This window comes from Corynebacterium sp. CCUG 61414, from assembly GCF_024453945.1.
Classification (GTDB): domain Bacteria; phylum Actinomycetota; class Actinomycetes; order Mycobacteriales; family Mycobacteriaceae; genus Corynebacterium; species Corynebacterium pseudogenitalium.
This window is the reverse complement of sequence record NZ_JAGPYU010000004.1, coordinates 76,662-95,212: the sequence shown is the minus strand read 5'-3', so window position 1 is coordinate 95,212 and position 18,551 is coordinate 76,662. Positions and strand designations below refer to the sequence as shown.

The 18,551-nt window shown below is 58.9% G+C and carries 19 protein-coding genes; 5 read left to right on the top strand and 14 right to left on the bottom strand.

What is annotated here, in order from left to right; all coding sequences use genetic code 11:
• Positions 1–23: 23 nt before the first annotated feature.
• From KBX14_RS05125 to KBX14_RS05085, 9 genes are all read right to left on the bottom strand, one after another.
• On the bottom strand, positions 24–1,529 hold the full coding sequence (locus tag KBX14_RS05125; protein WP_256008323.1) for an ABC transporter ATP-binding protein: 1,506 nt from the start codon (positions 1,527–1,529) through the stop codon (positions 24–26).
• A gap of 767 nt (positions 1,530–2,296) precedes the next feature.
• Positions 2,297–2,494, bottom strand: coding sequence for a hypothetical protein (locus tag KBX14_RS05120; RefSeq protein ID WP_256008324.1), 198 nt, complete (start codon positions 2,492–2,494; stop codon positions 2,297–2,299).
• Positions 2,473–3,585, bottom strand: a complete 1,113-nt coding sequence (locus KBX14_RS05115; protein WP_256008325.1) for a hypothetical protein — start codon at positions 3,583–3,585, stop codon at positions 2,473–2,475. The genes KBX14_RS05120 and KBX14_RS05115 overlap by 22 nt, the downstream gene beginning before the upstream one ends.
• Positions 3,578–4,804 carry a hypothetical protein gene (locus KBX14_RS05110; protein WP_256008326.1) on the bottom strand — a complete coding sequence of 409 codons (1,227 nt, stop codon included), beginning with the start codon at positions 4,802–4,804 and terminating at the stop codon, positions 3,578–3,580. The genes KBX14_RS05115 and KBX14_RS05110 overlap by 8 nt, the downstream gene beginning before the upstream one ends.
• On the bottom strand, positions 4,788–5,597 hold the full coding sequence (locus KBX14_RS05105; RefSeq protein WP_256008327.1) for a hypothetical protein: 810 nt from the start codon (positions 5,595–5,597) through the stop codon (positions 4,788–4,790). The genes KBX14_RS05110 and KBX14_RS05105 overlap by 17 nt, the downstream gene beginning before the upstream one ends.
• Before the next feature lie 34 nt (positions 5,598–5,631).
• Entirely contained in the window at positions 5,632–6,294 is a 663-nt protein-coding gene (locus tag KBX14_RS05100; protein ID WP_256008328.1) for an ABC transporter ATP-binding protein, read from the bottom strand.
• A gap of 59 nt (positions 6,295–6,353) precedes the next feature.
• Positions 6,354–6,545 carry a hypothetical protein gene (locus KBX14_RS05095; RefSeq protein WP_256008329.1) on the bottom strand — a complete coding sequence of 64 codons (192 nt, stop codon included), beginning with the start codon at positions 6,543–6,545 and terminating at the stop codon, positions 6,354–6,356.
• A gap of 236 nt (positions 6,546–6,781) precedes the next feature.
• Positions 6,782–7,165, bottom strand: coding sequence for a hypothetical protein (locus KBX14_RS05090; protein WP_256041980.1), 384 nt, complete (start codon positions 7,163–7,165; stop codon positions 6,782–6,784).
• Between the two features lie 11 nt (positions 7,166–7,176).
• A complete protein-coding gene (locus KBX14_RS05085) occupies positions 7,177–7,917 on the bottom strand; it encodes a class I SAM-dependent methyltransferase (protein ID WP_256041979.1) in 741 nt (246 codons plus the stop codon).
• A 4-nt stretch (positions 7,918–7,921) separates the two neighbouring features.
• Here KBX14_RS05085 and KBX14_RS05080 point away from each other — a divergent pair, with 4 nt between their 5' ends.
• A complete protein-coding gene (locus tag KBX14_RS05080; protein ID WP_256041978.1) occupies positions 7,922–8,998 on the top strand; it encodes a glycosyltransferase family 4 protein in 1,077 nt (358 codons plus the stop codon).
• On the opposite strand, the gene KBX14_RS05075 is transcribed toward KBX14_RS05080, so the two are convergent.
• From KBX14_RS05075 to KBX14_RS05055, 5 genes are all read right to left on the bottom strand, one after another.
• Positions 8,995–9,450, bottom strand: coding sequence for a DIP1984 family protein (locus KBX14_RS05075; protein WP_256041977.1), 456 nt, complete (start codon positions 9,448–9,450; stop codon positions 8,995–8,997). The two genes, KBX14_RS05080 and KBX14_RS05075, sit on opposite strands and share 4 nt — an antisense overlap.
• Before the next feature lie 281 nt (positions 9,451–9,731).
• Positions 9,732–10,379, bottom strand: a complete 648-nt coding sequence (locus KBX14_RS05070) for a DNA methyltransferase (RefSeq protein WP_256041976.1) — start codon at positions 10,377–10,379, stop codon at positions 9,732–9,734.
• A 1,555-nt stretch (positions 10,380–11,934) separates the two neighbouring features.
• Complete coding sequence (locus KBX14_RS05065) at positions 11,935–12,162, bottom strand: three-helix bundle dimerization domain-containing protein (RefSeq protein WP_070361790.1); 228 nt, start codon at positions 12,160–12,162, stop codon at positions 11,935–11,937.
• Between the two features lie 94 nt (positions 12,163–12,256).
• Positions 12,257–13,291 carry a hypothetical protein gene (locus tag KBX14_RS05060; protein WP_256041975.1) on the bottom strand — a complete coding sequence of 345 codons (1,035 nt, stop codon included), beginning with the start codon at positions 13,289–13,291 and terminating at the stop codon, positions 12,257–12,259.
• A 349-nt stretch (positions 13,292–13,640) separates the two neighbouring features.
• Positions 13,641–14,144 carry a porin PorA family protein gene (locus tag KBX14_RS05055; protein ID WP_256041974.1) on the bottom strand — a complete coding sequence of 168 codons (504 nt, stop codon included), beginning with the start codon at positions 14,142–14,144 and terminating at the stop codon, positions 13,641–13,643.
• 21 nt (positions 14,145–14,165) lie between these two features.
• Between KBX14_RS05055 and KBX14_RS05050 the strand changes: the two genes are divergently transcribed.
• The 4 genes from KBX14_RS05050 (at position 14,166) to KBX14_RS05035 (ending at position 18,441) form a co-directional block, all read left to right on the top strand.
• Complete coding sequence (locus KBX14_RS05050; protein WP_256041973.1) at positions 14,166–15,407, top strand: acyltransferase; 1,242 nt, start codon at positions 14,166–14,168, stop codon at positions 15,405–15,407.
• 64 nt (positions 15,408–15,471) lie between these two features.
• A complete protein-coding gene (locus KBX14_RS05045) occupies positions 15,472–16,656 on the top strand; it encodes an ABC transporter substrate-binding protein (protein ID WP_256041972.1) in 1,185 nt (394 codons plus the stop codon).
• A gap of 7 nt (positions 16,657–16,663) precedes the next feature.
• Positions 16,664–17,713, top strand: coding sequence for an iron ABC transporter permease (locus tag KBX14_RS05040; RefSeq protein WP_071573041.1), 1,050 nt, complete (start codon positions 16,664–16,666; stop codon positions 17,711–17,713).
• Between the two features lie 2 nt (positions 17,714–17,715).
• Positions 17,716–18,441: an ABC transporter ATP-binding protein gene (locus tag KBX14_RS05035; RefSeq protein WP_256041971.1), complete on the top strand. Its 726-nt coding sequence runs from the start codon at positions 17,716–17,718 to the stop codon at positions 18,439–18,441.
• The last annotated feature ends 110 nt before the right edge of the window (positions 18,442–18,551 follow it).

Genomic DNA, 18,551 nt, shown 5'->3' with positions numbered 1-18,551 from the left:
TAAAATTCTGAAAAATGGTAACATTAAATTTCTCCAACTTCTATAGTTTGTGCGGGCAGGTCGATTACGTTGCCTTGGTGGCTGACCTCAATGAAGGGATATTTGACCGCCAGGTCAGACAGCAGTGCTCGAGCGCGATTCGCGTTATCGTTGTCAAGTCCACTTAATGGCTCATCTAGCGCTATGACCAAGGGGGTTCCAATGATCGCTCTGGCTAGGGATATTCTGCGGCCCTGACCCCCGGATATGTCCGTACCGCTTCCGTCAATGTGTGCTTGCGAACCGCCTCGAGCTTGAAGCTCAGAAGTGATGCCAAGCGCGTCTAAAACCTTGTCGATTTCTTTGGCAGGGATATTCCGGCCCATTGCAACGTTTTCTGCGACTGTGCCATCCAAGAAGACATTGGTCTGGGGACAGTAGCCGATTTGGCCAGAAATCTTTCTATCTGGGTCAAGGATCGTGGATTTTAGGTAAGTACTCTTTCCGCTACCAGATGGCCCTGTTACCCTGACTAGACCATTCGGTGGGTTAAGGACTTCCTGGGAACCGCGCACTAGGTGGAAATCTCGTCTGTGGAACAGTGAGCCGAGCGTCTCTCGTGCTAGGGAGCCTCTCTTCACTATTTCGAAACAATCTCCCAGGCTAGATAGTGGACGAGCGACTAACGTAGCGAAAGTCATTACAGCGACTGTCGATGCAATATCGTTCTGCTGGGCGAAGTAAAGGTACCAGAGTAAGATGAACGCAGGGGAAAGATGATTGATCAGAGACGGTACGAATGTTGTGATACTGGAATAGCAGGATTGACGGGCTGAGGTCCGAAAATAACTGTTAGCGCTGGTTTGTGTCCGCTGATTCGCCCACTGCTCAGCAGCGGCTGCCTCTACGACATCTGCAAAATCAGGAACAAATCGTTGCCGCATTGTTTTTGAAAAACTGGCAAGGCTATCCATGTTATCTTTCCAGGCTAGAGAGGATTTGTTAGCCAGCCATTTGGAGCTGAGGATTGCGCATAATGATGTCGTTCCGATGATGATCATAGCGTCGACCGTCATATCGTCAAGGACGACAAATGCGCTCGAGAATGCCGCAATCGACGAGAAAACCGTGTTTGGCAAGCTTCGCCACGTGTCGACAAGGGCGCCACCATCGTTCATTAGTCGGGATTGAAGTCTATCTGGGTCAGGTCGTGCGGCTCCCCGCGAGGAGAGCTCCTCTACAGCAGTGGAGAATAGGGAGCTTAAATGAACTATGTTCGCTTTTAGAGTGACGAGCTGGCTAATGAACAGCGAGGCTGGCCCAGCGACTGTGAATGCGATGAATAAGATGACGTCTTCGGTGTCTATGTTTCCTTGGGCGTACCCAGCTAAAGCCAGCTCTAAGCCCTTGGCCGGAAGTACCATTAAAAAACCTTGAAGGAACGAAACTCCCCAGCTAAATATCACCCAGATTAGTGTTGGCTTGGCCAGTCCGAAAGCCCAAGAAACGGGTTGGCCGAAAAGCTGCTTTTCCTTTTGCTCCTGATTCATCTACGCGCGGCTCCTTGCGAGAAATCCGATGATTTCAGTAATCCCATTCAGCTGGCGAGTCTTAGGGCATTCAGGACCATCGGAGAAATGAACAAGAGCAGTGGGAAAACTACTAATCCGGTGAGCACGGACCAAACTGCTATGCTTCTCGTCCTCGAAGATAAGAGGTATAAAGAAGTCTCGATCCTTGAGAACACTTTTTAAGACGCGGCAAGAATTACATCCCTGCTGGGTGAAAACGGTGATTCCGGATATATTCTCGAAGCCCACTTCCTGTACAGGGGGTAAAGCACTCTCGGCCTTGGTCTGACTAGACGGTCGCTTGTTTTGCCAAATGATTAGAATGGCCCCACCCGCCAGCAGTCCTAGTAACACCGAGCGGGTTGAATGCGCAGGATTCTCTATGAAGATCGACCCCATGTTTGCTATCGAAATGATAGCTAGAAGCGATATGTGTACTGTGTCAATAATATTTTCGGATATTCCGAAACAATTGCATTGTGTTCCTCGGAGAAGGAAAGCAACCACTAGCAAAGCTAGGAAATATAGCGCTATCACCAGGCTTGAGTAAGGGAGGGGGGCGCACGCCCCAATCCCTATGACAATGATCTCTGATGAAATTGCTAACCAGTCGGAAACTTCTACCCCGACTAACTTGGTTTTTCCCGTCCGGATTACCAGATTTGCCCAGAGTTTCTTTACTGCAGAGAAGGAAAGTACTACTAGGCCTGCCGTCAGCACAAGGGAAGGGAGACCAGTTAGGGTCGTCATTGTATCCAACGCTCAATCTCTTTTCTTACTTCAGCCGAAACCCACTGACTAGCATTTTGTTCGCTTGTAAGGGGGGCTTCCATTGCTTTTACCTCTAAATAAACTTCATGGGGAATTTCGTAAATTTCCCACTGTGAGAGGCTGAATAGAAAATAGCTTTCCCCGTTTTTCGCTACACTCGCCTTTTTAGCCATAACTCCAACTCCAGACTCCGAAAGATAAAAAAGCTCTCCTGGGACAAATTTCGGGGGGATTTAAAAGTTTCCCTCAGCAGCCCTTCATCGATAACGCCTTCGGACATGAGGCGTCCGTTGTGCAGTTCAGAGAAGATGCGCGGAGAGTTAGCCATGACGAAATGGTGCTCTTGCCGCCCTCGCGTCGCAGAACCAGTTGCACCATTAAGCGTGTGGCCCCAAAAACCGACCGGGACCCTAGTTACAGTGTTTCTAAGGCTGTCATACCCCATCCGGGAATAATCCGGAGTACCAATGACGTGTCGTAGGAATGCGTTATCGGTAACTGCGAATTCGAGGGCATATCCCATCTCTCGCGCCACTCCCTGGAGGATGGTCAGGCGGGGATTCATTTTTTCCCACACGACGGCGCTCGCCATTTCGGGAAGCTCTTTGAGGGCACTGGTCCAAATAGCGGTGGAGCGCAATGCTTCTTCTTGGCATAGTTTTAGGGCCCAGTCAGTCCAAAAAGTAGGCATCTGGAATGATGTGCGTCCGCCAAGGGGGATATCGTCACTAGAACTATCAACTACTTTCGTCCGTCCCGATGCTCTTTTTGCTCCAGTCATCCCTCTTTGAAGTCGTTCTATTATCGATGGCTTGTAACGATCCTGTGTGCTGATGGACAAAAGGCCCCGAACTCCAAGAAATGACATAAGACGATTAGTATCTTCCCTGTCCAGACGGTTGATAGCGAGAATGGAGCCGTCTTCTCGATAATTCATGGGAAACTCCGCGAGAGAAAAAGCTGTCGAGTTAAGCCAATCCTCTATCGTGATTCCCGGATGGTTCACAGACCTGCCAGAAAGACTGAAACCAGTCGAGACACCACCTGGGTTGGAGGATGTTAGAAACAGAGTTCCTCTTTCCTCTGCCCAAGCATTAATGGAGCGCTTGCTGATCATCCGCTGATGCGGGATTGAGGCTTCAATGTGAGAGATCCCTTCTTCTGCCAGTGCCGAAATTACTTCAAGATCACTCCGCTTGGGATCAGCTACCTTGTCAACAATCCGAAGTCCCACTAACTGGACCAACCATGCAGGATTAATCATCTTGACCGTCCGTTCTGTGAAGCTGGATTTCAGTAATGATAGGTACTGCAACGACGTAAGCCGCCAGTATCCCCAGTGCATGAGGAGTGAAAGCATCCCGAGGGTTTAGACTCGATACTTGAGCGACTGCAGCAGCTAGAAGAGTGCCACTGATACATCCAAACAGCGCGAAGGGGAGAGTAAGGCTGATCGTTTCGATGCGGACAAGATTCTTAGCGACCGTATTTTGTACTCCCCGTAAGGTGAGAACCTTGACTAACCTAGTGCGGTCTCTGATTGCTGCAATAGTGATTCCACTTACTGCTGCTAAACCGAACAGCATAATACTGAGCGTCAACGCAGATGCCGCTTCACCGTACCCGGATGACATGGCAGAGTTGACATTGTCGATTCTTTCCTGCGATGTCAATCCGGACTTGGTTTGCATGGTTGCAGACAAAACAACATTAGATGGGAGCTGATCCAAATCTGCGTATAGATATCTGCCCACGTTGTTGATTTCTTCACTGGAGGTCGAAATGAGAATTTCCGTTAGTCCGGGAACTTCTTGGATCCGTAGTGGCGGTAGGTCTAGTTCAGTGTCTGTGACTGGGATGACAAACTGAGAAGATAGAGCTGCTGCGTCCATTCCCACCGGGGTCAGCAGTGATTCGGCGTCATCCGCTGGACATTCGGGGTCGTCAGTGGCTAGCTCTGCATATTCATGACAGGACATAACGAACGCGTTTATTGAACGTTGGTTTTCCCGCAGTAGTCGCCCTTGTCCAAATGTTCCCATTACCCCCGGAGATATGAATTCTTCGTAGGTGGACTCAACCTCAGCATCATCGCGAAGAGCTCCCCAGTGAATCCCCGGCTTCCAGTAACTCAGTCCCGAGCTCACCTGTCCAAGTCCGGCATTCGCTAAACCAACTGTCACAGTCGATACTGCGCAGATGCAGAATAAGAGCACTACGCTCGAACCAATGGAGGTTGCACGGTAGCGAAGGGAAGCTGATATTAGAGTCCCTTGGATCCCTCCGCCGAAGACCTTTTCATAACACCAGCCGGCGCCGAGGGCTAGAAATGGCGCAAGATACACTAGCCCAGCAATGATGGGGAGGAAGGCTAGAGGCACCAGGATTGGGAGGGAAAATATCTCGGATGCGATGGCCATAAGAGCCGCTGCAACCATACCAACAGGAAAAGCAGCTAATTGCCATTTATGCAGTCGTTGCAAAGAGTTTCATCCTCCTCAGGTACGTCGCGACGCCCACCATGATGGTGATAAGGACCCCGCAGCCAAATGCTCCTACTAGGCCAGCCAAAGCATCCGCAGGGAGGAACCCACGGCCTTCCCAGACCACCTTTTCGAGAATGCGAGATACGAGATATAAGGGGGCTACTGAAAGTACAACGCTCACGAGAAGACCGGCCAACGGTGCAGCCGACAGCAACGCAGCCGCGACCCACTTCCCTGCGCCTCGTAGCGCAAGCACCCGAGCAGTTTCCTCCCATGCAGGGTCGAAGATCTTGGACACATTCCAAAAACACACCAGGCAAGGAAGCACGACAACAATAAAGTAGACCAAAACTATATACATGATGGTCTGATCAAATACAGATGCTGAATCTTTGGTTGCAGTGACGGAGCTTTCCACTGCCTTATCTGTTGGCATAACAATGTTCACCATCCGGGAGTCTGCGACCGCCGTCTTTTTAATTGTGGAAGTGCATTCCAAATCCTCCATGTATCGAACGAACCTGTCCGGAGCGTTATCACCTGCCCCTGTGGCACAGTCGAACGATCGAGCCTGCCCCTGAAGAGGAATTTTGCTGAGGTAGGCAGGCGTAGCGGATGTCAGTTCCAAAACTCCGTCGCCGGAAGCGATCCGCCATGTTGCGGAGCTCTGCTGTCCCGCGATAATCTCCGGAGACTGCCACTGGGTGCGTTCATCCGCATTTACGAGCATCATTATTCCCATGAGCGGAAGAAGCAGAATCACCAGCAGCGCCAGGTTAAAAAAGCCCACAACGAATACTTCGCTTCTATTCCGCTTCGCTAGGTCACCGAGATACACACGAACCACCGATCTCGTAGACAGTGGATACATGCTTAGTTACTCGGGCATCGTGAGTAACCACCACCACCGGAACCTGGAATTTCTGGGCAAACTCTAGGAACAGATCGATCACAACCCCGGCAGCTTCATCGTCGAGACTAGAGGTTGGTTCATCTGCAGCAATTAGTGAGGGGCGGTTAGCTAGCGCGCATCCAACGCTAATGCGCTGACGTTCGCCCCCTGAGAGAGAACTTGGATAACGATTTTCATACGACTCCATATTTAATTGCCTGAGAATTTCCCTCGCCGTAGTGAGACTCGTCTTTCTTCCACCTTGGGACATCTCAGCAATCAGCCGGATGTTATCGCGGCATGTCAGATCCTCAATGAGGCGGTTTCCTTGATCTACTACACCGATATTCTTGAGCCGAAAGTCACGGCGCTCTTTTTCGGGGAAACTTGAGTAGGTCTTGCCAGAGAGCGAAATCGTACCAGAGTCTGGTTGCTCGATTCCGATGATGCATCTAAGTAAGGTGGTCTTGCCACTCCCGGAGGGTCCGGTGATAGCAGTTAATTCGCCCTGCTTTACGGAAAGGCTAACTTTATCGAAAATACGTTTTCCCGAGAGGGTTTTGCTGATATCGCTAACTTCAAGCATATGTTCCATGCTCCTAGAAAAATAGATTGTGTGCCGCCGATATCGGCGGCACACAATCCTGTTCTCTTTTACACGCAGACGCAGCGCAGGTCGAGGAAGCCCTCACAGTAGCCACCGATGGCTTCGTAGTTGTCTCGGCAGTAAGCCGCACAGCGGCTTTCCGACGGACATCCACAGCATTCCGCTGGAGCGGTGGTTGCGTGCAGATTCAGGTTTCGCGGGGATTCAGTGGAATCGGTGCGAAGAGCGAATGTAGGCATTATTTCTCCTTACTCTCTGGAGCACAGCGGATTTGCTATGCACTTTAGAAGATAGAGCAACCCACTTACTTGGCAAGCACAAACAGGGGAACCGTATACAAAAGTGACCACCCCGTCGAGGGGTGGAAGAAAACCAAATAAAAGGCATCAGTGAGGTGATCGCAGATCACGCTAAAGCGGAAGAGAAGCGGGACTGCCAGTTCACGATGCTCCTTGTAAGCCTCTACCGCTCGACGCTATTGAACAGTGATTGTGACAACCTGTGGCTTCTCAAAGTTACTGACTTGCGCGTGGCCCTCCAACCGTGTCTTTCCGGAGGACAGTGCCCCAATACTCGGGCAGGATGCGTCGATGCGTTCCTCCCCCGGCTCGAGCTTCCAGTAGTAGACGGAGTTCTTGTCCGTGTAGTGCACCTTTTCCTGACGCAGACCACCGAGTGCGCATACGCCCGCTGACTTGCCGTCTTCGGTGACCACCTGGATGACGGACTGCTCGCCGCGCGGTTCCACGACGGGTGCCTTCGCGTTGGTTTCGCCAACCACGACTGCCACCACGATGGAGAGTACCGCCAGCACAGCTGCGAAAATGGACGGGGCTTGGAATTGGATCGGGAGTTTCATAGTTGCCGATCCTACCCGCGCAGCACGACGACGAGGTTAGAAACCGCAAACTCGCGAAGCAGGGGCACCCGCGTGAGCCACCAGGCCCAGCGCGGATGGTAGCGCGGGAACGCAGCGAGGAGCCTGCCGGTCGATTCCGCCCACGCCACACCCTCCTTAGCGGAGACTGCGAAGAGGGACTCGTCCCACTTGTTCTTCGGCTCGTGCCCGTGGACGGCCACGTAACGACGCCTGGCGAACTCGCCGCCCACGTAGTGCTCCCACAGGCCGGTCTCGTGTCCGCCGAAAGGGCCCAGCCACACCGTGTAACTCAGCACCACCAGGCCGCCGGGCTTGACCACCCGCAACATCTCCTCAGCCATCGTCTGCCAATCCGGGATGTGCTCGGCAACGTTGGAGGAGTACACCACGTCGAAGGAGTCCGTGGCGAAGGGGAGGGCGGTGCCGTCGCCGCGGACGGAGCCGTAGCCGGAAATGCCGGCGGCGGACAGCTCGGAGACGCTCGGCTCCACGCCCACGTAGAACGTGTCCGCGAAGGCCTTGGCGAAATAGCCCGGCCCACCACCCACGTCTAACACCGACTTGCCCCGCAGGGGGGTGGAGGTGAGGTCGGCGGAGAGGGCGTCGAGAAGCTGGTAGGTGTCGCGGGCCAACCCCTCGTAAAAGATGCGGGGGCGGAACTGCTCATAGCGAAACGAGTGCAACAAGCGCAACGAACGTGCCAACGTGGCCAGGCGGCGGGTACGGTACATGACAATGAAGATACTGCTGATGTGTTGGCGCGACTCCACCCACCCACAAGGTGGCGGCTCCGAGGCGTACCTGGAACGCGTCGGCGAAGCGCTCGCGGCCGCCGGCCACCAGGTGATCTACCGCACCGCGAAACACACCGACGCTCCGCGCGTTACCCGGCGAAACGGCATCCGCTTCGAGCGCGCAGGCGGCAAATACAGCGTCTACCTGCTCGCGCCATTCGCCGCGTGGCGGCACCGGCCCGACCTCATCGTGGACACCCAAAACGGCATCCCTTTCTTCGCACGCCTCTACTCGAGGGCCACGACCGTGCTGCTCACCCACCACTGCCACAAGGAACAGTGGCCGGTGGCCGGGCCAATCATCGGGCGGTTCGGGTGGTGGCTGGAATCCAAGGTGGCGCCGCGGGTGTATCGCGGGGCGCCTTACGTGACGGTCTCGCAGGCCTCGAAACGTGATTTGGAGGCGCTCGGGGTGGACCCGGCCGCGATCCGCATCATCGAAAACGGGGTGGACCCCGTGCCCGCCGAACTGCCCACCCTCGCCGACGACGGCCGCACCCACGTGGTCACCCTCTCCCGGCTCGTGCCACACAAGCAGATCGAGCACGCCATCGACGCCGTCGCTGCCCTCGACAACGTGGTGCTCGACGTGATCGGCTCCGGCTGGTGGGAAGACCAACTCCGCGACTACGCCGGCGACCTTGCAGGCGAGCGCGTCATCTTCCACGGCCACGTCGCCGACGACCACAAACACGCCCTGCTCGCCCGCGCGCAACTCCACCTCATGCCCAGCGCCAAAGAAGGCTGGGGCATCGCCGTTATCGAAGCCGCCCAACACGCCGTCCCCACCATCGGCTACGCGGGGGCAGGTGGCCTCGCCGACTCAGTGCAGCACGGGCAAACCGGCATGCTCGTGGACACCCACGCCGAGTTCGTCACCGAAGTCGCCCACCTTCTTGACGACGCCCCCCTCCGCCACACCCTCGGCACCCAGGCGCAACAGCGCGCCGGGACCTACTCGTGGGCGGAAACTGGGCGCAAGTTCACCCAGTTCATCGACTCTCTCGCGCGCCCTTAGAGCAGTTCCGTCGACCAGTTCAGTTGCTGAATCTTCGTATCCAGCTCCCGGTACTCCTTCGCTGCCTTATCCGCCATCGCGTGCAACTGGCCCACATCCACCGTGGACACATACCGCACCTCGGAGGCCGAATACCGATCCGCGCGTGCCGACGCCGCATCCGCCACCGCGCTATAAAACCTCCGGGCGCGCAAAAACGCATCCCGGCGTGCAATCGCATCCGTCAACGTCGCGTCCCCCTCAAACGGCGTCGACGCATTCGTGTGGTTAATCCGGCGGACCAGCGTCTCAATGCTCTGCAACACCGACGCCGACTCCTGCAGCAACGCCTCCGAATCCTCCACCGGGGTATCCCCCTCCTGGATCCGCGCATTCCGCGTCAAACGACGCTCCAACTCATTCAGCCGATCCTGTGCCTGCGCCCGCTTCGCCAGCGCTTCTGCCAACAACATCGCATCCTCCTTCAAAAATAGGCGGCCACCCCCAGCACCGTGGTAGTTCCCAATTCTCATGTGCACTGTGCCCGTGTACCTTGTGCAGGCTTAGGGATCAATCACAGGGACCCGGAAAGCCACCGGGTTACAGGTTTGGGTGGTTTCCAATTGCGCCCGAGGAAACCGGTCGGGCTGGTGCTCGCTGAGTGGCCTGTGCACCACGATAGCAGGTTGGTGGCGTTGGGGGTGGTGCCGGTTTCGGGACTGGTTTTGTTCTGGTTTCGTTCCGGTCGAGGTGTTCAAGGAGTGCGCCGCTGGTCGCCCAAAAACGGTCGGGCTGGGTGAAAATGCGCGACCTGCAAGGGGACAGTGTCGGGCCAAAGGGGCCTATTGCGATTCCAGACGAAAATATCCGGCGCGTCGGCCAGGTATGTGTTGAGGCGGCTCGGGTGGAGATCCATCGGGTTTGAGTCTGGCGTCTCGTAGTGGAATAAGCGCGGGGTGACCTTTTGCTTTGAAAAGCTCACGATGACGCAGAAGACATGAGCGTGGTCACTTGCTTCGTTCGCCCAACGGAAGGTGTCGTGCGTGAAGTCAATGTGGAAGCCCAATTGGGTGATTGGGTACCAAATGTTTGCTACCTGTTCGCCTTGGACAACCGAGTTGGTCGATACGAATGCCGTGCGTACGGTGTGGTCGTCCATGTACTCTGCGGCCTTGATGAACCAACCCGCTACGTAGTCGATGTTGCCGACATTCTTCGTTCCCTTTGGAAAGACTGAAGTGCCCCAGGTTTTGTTCCGTCTGAGCAGATGGGAAAATCTGGGGCACTTCAATTGACTTCCTTCACCCCGTTCACTAGGTGTGAGGAAGTTGAAGGTTGGTGACCGAAGCAATCTTAGATCGCCGAAATTCGGCCTGCGCGATAGCTCGGTAGAAGTTATCATTATTAGCACCACTGCCAATATCTACGGAGGATCTGGAGCACCACATCGTGAAAGAAAAGCTCACAACAGCCCTAGAACCAATCGTCGGTACGTCCTACTCGCTGATGATCGCAGACGTTATTGCTTGGCTGGCCCTATAAAAACATGGACAATATCGAGCATCGCATTTCCCAATTAGAACTTAACCAAGGACGGATCGCAATCCTACTCAGCTCAGCCCCCGAAGAGCATAAAGCGTGGGATAAAGCGTGCCTATGCCATGACCTCACCTTCGAACAAGAATACAGGACTCGACAAGAAATCCTAGATTTCCTCAACTCAGAAGCGACTGATAGTAACGAACTACTATCAAAAGTAAGCCACATCGTAGGACATCCCGCAGTAGCTCGCGACCTCGTAAGTGCATTTAAACAACGTGGCACGGCAGCTCAACGATGGAAAGAAATAGACTCGGAAAACCTACTCTGACCATTCAGCTCACTGACTGAATGTTTTCACAGAAAGAGCATCAAGTGTTGAACTAGTACTCAACGTTTGATGCTTTTGTCTTTCTGTTTTCCCATATGAGGGCGCTCCACTGGTGAGTGCATCGCTGGAGGGCCTGAAACGTGGTATTACGAACCTGATCAGCCCTATATCAGTAAGGAAGGAACTAGGCGAATGGCAGCGGGCGCTGCGGCAGTAGCTGCTATTTCATCATTTTGGTTTGCTATTCCGCTGCCACTTGGCCAGAATCTTGCGATTTGGTGGGGCGGTCACTGCGTAGTTATTTCAGGTTGGGCTACCGCTGCTCACGCGCAGAACAATTGTCTCTCTAAAGGTTGGAGCAACTGGTAATGTTGGCCCCCTTCCATTGGAGAGAGTCCTGAACATTATTCAAGAGGTTGTTTCGTAATGGCTAAGGTTACGCGGGAAAATAAGGTAAAAGCTTGCTTCACCTTGGTCTTTACGGGTTTGGCCTTATACTACTGCTTCTATACCTTTCTTAGTCGAGACGGTGTCTTGCCTACTAGTGTTGGCCTTGTCGGATTCGCGGTGACAGGTGTTGCAGTATGGCGATCGGTTCACCTTTTTCCCCAGCGCCCAGTTCGAGAGTTCTTGCAGGAAAGCTTTCTGTACTTCTTTCCTGTCTTCGCGGTGCCTATCGTCGGTGCGCTGCACGTGGAGTTTCCCTATTCCGGGCTGATGGCTCTTATTTGGCCTGTAGGTCTAGCTGTCTGCTTTGTTTATAACAACAGCTATCTCTCATGGGCTTCTAGGGTGTGACTTCTCCAAGAAGATTATCCGCTGTAGCGCAGGAGCATCTTCGCTAAGCACGGGGCTGGGCGCGGGCTACTTGTGCGCGACACTAACGGATACAACCGGTGAGCTGGGGAACTATTTCGGCGGGCACGAGCGAGCAAACGAAGTGGCCTGGGGAAACCTTTCCCGAAGGGCCGCCGAGGCCCCCGAAAACGCGAAAAAGTTCCCGGACGCAGGACGCGGGAACTTTATCGCGGATAGGGGGAAGGGGATGGGGTAGGACAGAGCGCGTTGAGTATCAGCGAGCCGGAGTTTAGGCGGCCGCGAGGAGGCTGTCTGTGCGCAGGCGGTTGAGCATCTCGGCTTCGACGAGGACGGGGATGAAGTCTTCGACGGTTGCGGTGCTGCAGTGCTCGGCGAGGACGGTGTCGAAAGTGTTGTTGATTTCGGCTTCGCTGAATTGTGGGGTCCAGGCCTCGAGGAGGTCGTGGCGGATGTTGCGAAGTACGCGCTTCTGGATGGTGTTGAACTGAATCTGCATGGTTACGCTCCTTGTTAAACTCTTGTTTACCTGGAGTTCACTTTAACCTACGCGCAAGAATACTGCAAATGCTCCAATAATGGGCGCGCCCCAACTATCTAATACGCCTGGTCAATACCGCAATCAGGGGCGAGACGCACCACAAACCGAACAGTCCGAGGCCAAGCGGCGGCAGACCGACGGGCGCAGCACCCGTGTTTACCGAGCGGCCATCTGGGTACACCACCACGCCGACGCCCATCGAGGCGGCAAGCCCCACATCCGCGTTAAGGGCGGACCAGCGTGGGGACGGCGGGTCGACTTCCACGTCGCCAACGCGCAGCGCGCCGGACTCGACGACATTCATGATTTTGGGGGCGGGGTCGACGATGGTGGCGCCGTCGGCGCGTCGGGTGAGGGTGGGGCGGTCGACGAAGAAGACGTCGCGGCCCTGGTCGTCGACGTGCGGGATCGGGAGGGAAGACGCCGGGACTGGCGTGAGGGCGGAGAGGGCGAAGGGGGCGTCGAGAAGCTGGAGGAGGGCGAAACTGCCCGCGAGCTGGGCGCGAAGCTCCGGGAGGTTGCCGGCGGCGGTGACGTAGGCGGGGATGGCGAGGATGAGGAGTTTGTGGGCGTCGCGAAGGAGGCCGCCGCCGGGAACGTGCTGGATGACGGGGGTGAGCCAGCCTGCCCACGACGCGAGCGCCAGTGCAAACCCGAGGCCCGCCAGCACGAGGAGGCGGCGCGGGACGTGGCGCCACGCCAGGCACAGCACGGCAAAAAGCAGCACGCCGAAGACGGCGAAGCCCGAGGTGCGGGAGGCGGGCACGGCGTGGGCGTTCCAGATCCCGCCCAGGCCGAGCAGTGCACCGAGGGTGCCGACGCTCCCCTCCGCACGCGGGGCGAACATGGCGGCGGCCTGCGCCGAGGATGTGCCCTGTCCGCCGCTAAAAGCGGCAACTGCACCGGCGACAATCCAGGGCGCGCAGGTCAGGGCGCTGAACAGCCAGCGCCTGGAGTGGAGGGCAGCCGCGATGGCGCCGGTGGGGGTCAGCGAACAAACCCACTGGGCAGCGATGCTGCCGCGCGCGCCAAGTGCCACCAGCGGCAGCAGCCAGGCGGCCACCGCCACCGACCACTGCCCCTGCAACAGGCGCTCGACGACGAACGGGTTCCACACCGCGACCGTGATCGCCGCGAACCGGCCCCAGCCGCCGCGGCCGATCTGCCACCCCGCCCACGCGGCAGCGGCGGCGGCGCCGACCACGAGCGCGCGCACCGCCAGCACCGGGAAGGGGAGGACAGCGAGCAGCGCGTCCTGGGGGACGTTGCGGGCTGGCAGGTCCCCGAAGCCGAGGGCTGCGCGAGTTAGCGCCATGTCCGGCAGGACGAGCATGTCCCGGTACGCGAGCGCCTCGCCCGGCGCGAGGAACGGCCAGGTCACGCCGAGGACCAGGGCCGCCGCGTAGGCGAACAGCAGCCAGGAGAGCAGACGCCCCTTAATCACGGCGGCGCCGCACCAGTAGGACGAAGGCGTAGAAGAGCGCGAGCGCGCTCACCAGGCGGGTTACGAACGCCATGACCTGGAGGGATTTGAGGATGTGGACGTCGTGAAGTGCGGCGGAAGCCGCTGTGGCCTTGTTCTCTTCGCTGAGTGTGTAGAGGCCATTGAGGGGGCCGCGCGTGATGGTCCACGATTCGTCGAGGAGGCGGCCGGTGCGGCGCTCGACGTCGATGGTGCGCTCGGCGTGGTATTCGGGCACGTCGATGGTGGCGGTGTACTTGTAAGTTTCCAGGCCGGCGACCCAGCCGGCGCCGAGGTAGTCCAGGGGGACGACGAGGTCCGCAAGCGGGTCGTAGAAGGGATAGGAGCGTCGCTCCGGGTTGTACGGCAGGACGTAGCCGAGGCCCTGGCGCCCGCTGGTGGGGTAGGCGGAGGCCGGGTTGACCTCGAAGGAGTCCTCGGCGATGACGGTGCCCTCGTTGCGGACGGTGGCGGACATGGTCAGCGCCTTCTTCTTCGGGTGCTCCTCCGAGGGACCCTCCGTGATGAGGAGGGTGCGGGTGAGGGCGGAGGGGCCGTCGAAAAGGAGGGTGCTTTCGGTGGGGGCGAGCACCCGCTGGTGGTTGATGATGAGCGGGGACAGGAAGTTCAGCGCCACGCACACCGCGATGATGGCGGCGCAGATGCCCAGGCGCCGTTTGCTTACAATGTCCACATCAGAAACATTAACGTACTCCCGGAACTGGCGGGCCTGCGCGGTATCGCGGCGCTCGGCATTGTGGTGACGCACGTGGCGTTCCAGACGGCCACCGACTCGCCGCTGCTTGCGCGCTTCGACTACTTCGTGGCCGTCTTCTTCGCGCTGTCGGCGTTTTTGCTGGCGCGCGGCGAGCCCCGCCCGGCGCGCGAGTACTATTGGCGCCGCGTCGCACGCATTGTGCCTGCGTACGTGGTGTCGGTGGCGATCATCGTGGTGACGTTGCCGCCGCTCGCGGGGGTGCGCGCCGGCCCGCTTCTGGCCAACCTGACGCTCACGCAGCTCTACGTCTCTGGCGGTCTTATCGACGGCCTCACCCAGCACTGGTCCCTCTGTGTCGAGGTGGCGTTCTACCTGGTCCTGCCCGCCTACCTAGCGTGCGGGCGCCGGGGCCGCGCCGTGGTGCTGGCGGTGGCGGTGGCGGCCGCCCTGGTGTGGCCGCACCTGATCCCCAGCCCGGAGCAGACGCCAGGGGAGCTGAACCTGCAGATCTGGCCGATCTCCTTTGCGCCGTGGTTCGCGGTGGGCCTGCTGTGCGCGGAAGTCGAGCGCGCCGGGCGCACGTGGCGGCCGCGGGTGCCGGCGCTGCGCTGGGTGTTCCCGGCGTTGTCGCTACCGGTCGCGTGGGCGGGCGGGGTGCTTGGCCCTGCGGGGCTGGAGCACCCGAGCGCCGCCGAGTTCAACGTCCGGGTGCTGCTCGGCGCGCTGTTCGCGGCGCTTTGGATCGTGCCGTTCGCGCTCGCGCCGCGCCTGCACGGCACCGCGCTGTGCACGCGCTCGGCGCAGCTGCTGGGCCGGTGGTCCTACTCGCTGTTTTTGTGGCACATGGCGGTGCTCTACTTCGTGTTCCCAATCTTGGGGGTAGGGCTTTTCGACGCCCACTTCGTCCCCGTCCTCACCCTGACAGTGGCGTTGAGCCTGGTGGTGAGCTATTTGTTCTACTCGTGGGTGGAGGTGCCCGGCGCGCGGGTGGTGCACCAGCTCCGCGCGGGGGTTGTTAGGTAAGCCTTGCCTGGTATATCGTTTGTTCGCTCTATTGGAACAATCGTAATACGGCAAGGAAACCACTGTGAACATCCTGCGTAAAGCAATGACCGGCGCCGTCGCCCTGTGCGCGGCCGCCTCACTCGCCGCGTGCTCGGGCAACAGCGCCGACACCACCCCATCCGCCGAGCCGACCCCGGCGGACAAGACGCTGACCGTCACCGACGTCACCGGCCGCGAAGTCACCTTCGACCACGCGCCGGAGCGCATCGTCCTCGGCGAGGGCCGTGGCGTCTTCGCCACCGCGCTGCTCGGCGGGGACCCCTTCGACCACGTCGTGGCCTACGGCAACGACCTGACCAAGGCCGCCCCGGCGTTCAAGGACAAGGTCTTCGAAATCAGCGAGGGCGCCATGAAGGCGCAGGAGATCGGCAACATCGGCAAGGGCGACGTCTCCCTGGAGACCCTCATGGCGCAGGAGCCGGACGTCGTCGTGATGACGCTCGACCAGAAGAAAGTCGCCGAGGAATCCGGCCTCCTGGAAAAGATGGACCAGACCGGCATGAAGTACGTCTTCACCGACTTCCGCCAGTCCCCACTCGAGCACACCGTCAGCTCCGTGCAGCTGCTCGGCGACCTGCTGGGCAAGTCGGAACGCGCCAAGGAATACGGCGAGTTCTACGAATCGAAGGTCGAAGAGATCAAGGGTCGGGTCGAAGAGGCCGTCGCAAAGGACGGAGAGAAAGACGGCCTGATCTGGTCCGCCGCGGGCTTCGTTGACTGCTGCAGTACCCCCGGCAAGGCGAACCTCGGCCAGCTGCTCACCGCCGCGGGCGGCAACAACCTGGGCGAACAGCTCATCACCGCCGACTCTAAGCAGTTCAGCGCTGAGAAGATGATCGAGCTGCAGCCCGAAAACCTCATCGTCACCGGCGGCGAGTGGGCACGCAAGCCCGACCAGCCGGACACCTTCAGCCACGTCGAGCTCGGCTACCAGTCCAGCCCGCAGCGCGCCGCCGAAACCCTGAATAACCCGCTGGGCACTCCGGGCCTGGACCTGCTGCAGGCACCGAAGCAGGGCAAGTACTTCGCCGTCTACCACCAGTTCTACGACAACCCGTACAACGTGTTCGCACTTGAGGCGTTCGCGAAGTGGCTGCACCCAGAAGCCTTCGCTGACATGGACCCGGCAAAGGACTTCGAACAGTTCCACGCCGACTGGCTGCCATTCGACTACTCCGGCGCGTTCTTCGCCCAGGCACAGCAGTAGGGGAACCATGAACCAGCAAGATCAGGCGATCCGCGCCTACCACCAGCGAGGACGACGCAAACTCATCGCGATTAGCGCGCTGCTGCTCGTCGCGTTCATCAGCTTCGTCGTTGCCACGGTGGTCGGCCCGATCAACCTCAGCGCCTCCCAGCTTCTCGACGCCCTCCTCCACCCCAACACCGCACCCGAGCAAGCCTCCGTGGTGCTGTGGGACCTGCGCCTGCCGGCCTCGGTGATGGCGCTGCTCATCGGCGCGTCCCTGGGACTTGCGGGCGGGATGATGCAAACCATCCTGGACAACCCGCTCGCGGAGCCGTTCACGCTGGGCATCTCGGCGGCGGCCGCGTTCGGCGCCGCGATGTCGATCGTGCTGGGCATCAACCTGATCGCGCACCCCCAGTTCAACCTGGCGCTCGCCGCTGCGCTGGCCGCCCTGGTGGCGGTGGCCGTCGTCGCCGCAGCAGCCGTGTGGCGCGGCGCCGCCGCCGAAACCATGATCCTGCTCGGCATCGCCCTGTCCTTCTTCTTCCAGGCGCTGCTGTCGCTCATGCAGTACGGCGCAACGCTTGAGGCGCTGCAACAGATCGTCTTCTGGACGCTCGGCTCCATGCAGCGCGCCACCTGGCTCGCCGACGGCATCATCGGCGTCCTCCTTGCCGCCGCAATCCCGTTCGTGGTGTTCAACGCCTGGCGGCTCACCGCCCTCCGACTTGGCGACGCCCGCGCCGCCTCCCTCGGCATCAACGTCTCCCGCCTGCGCGTCACCACCCTGATCGTGGCATCCCTGCTGGCAGCAGCCTCCGTGGCCTTCGCAGGCGTCATCGGCTTCATCGGACTGGTCGGCCCCCACATCGCCCGAATGCTGGTCGGGGAGGACCAGAAGTTCTACCTGCCCGCCTCCGCCGCGGCCGGCGCGCTGCTGCTCACCGCCGCGCACGCCGTCTCCATCACCGTCAAACCCGGCCTGGTGATCCCGATCGGCATCATCACCGCCATCGTCGGCGTCCCATTCTTCGTCTTCCTGATCTTCTCCCGCTACCGCAAGGCAGGCCACTAACCATGATCGTCGCCACAGACCTCAACGTTGCCTACGGACGCACCCCTATCCTCCACGACATGACCTTTCGCCTGGGCACCCCCGGCGCCGTCACCGGCCTCCTCGGCCCCAACGCCGCCGGTAAGTCCACCCTGGTCAAAACTATCGCCGGGCTCAAAACCCCCACGTCCGGCACCGTCACCACCACCTGCGAGCCCCACGACGTCGGCTACGTCCCCCAAGACCTGCTGACCAGCGCGTCGCTGACCGCGTTCGAATCCATGGTCGTCGCCGCAAAAGCCGGAGGCGCCGTCACCAACCCACTCGAGGCCACCGCCGCGATGATGGACCGCCTCGGCATCCTCCATATCTCCGACCGGATGGTCTGCCACATGTCAGGCGGCCAGCGCCAACTCGTCGGCGTCGCCCAGATGCTGGTACGCGAACCCCAACTCCTCCTTCTCGACGAACCCACCTCCGCCCTCGACCTCCACCACCAAGTCAGCCTGCTCACCATCATCCGCAACATCGTCGCCGACACCGAACGCCAAGCCGTCGTCGCAATCCACGACCTCAACCTCGCCGCCCGCTACTGCGACGAACTCCTCGTCATGAAAGCCGGCCGCGTGGTCACGCACGGCGAACCCCTCGACGTACTCACCCCCGAACTCCTCGAAGAGGTCTACGGCATCGAAGCCCGGGTCCTGTACGACCCAGTCTCCGGCGCGCCCGTCATCTGCCCTGCGTAGGGGGTGGTAGGGGGTTGATCCGTTTTGGTATGGAACTGTTCTGGGTAGGCATTCAACAAGAGTCAGCGTAGGTGGGGTGCATATGTAACTTCGATGCCAGCCCCAGAGAC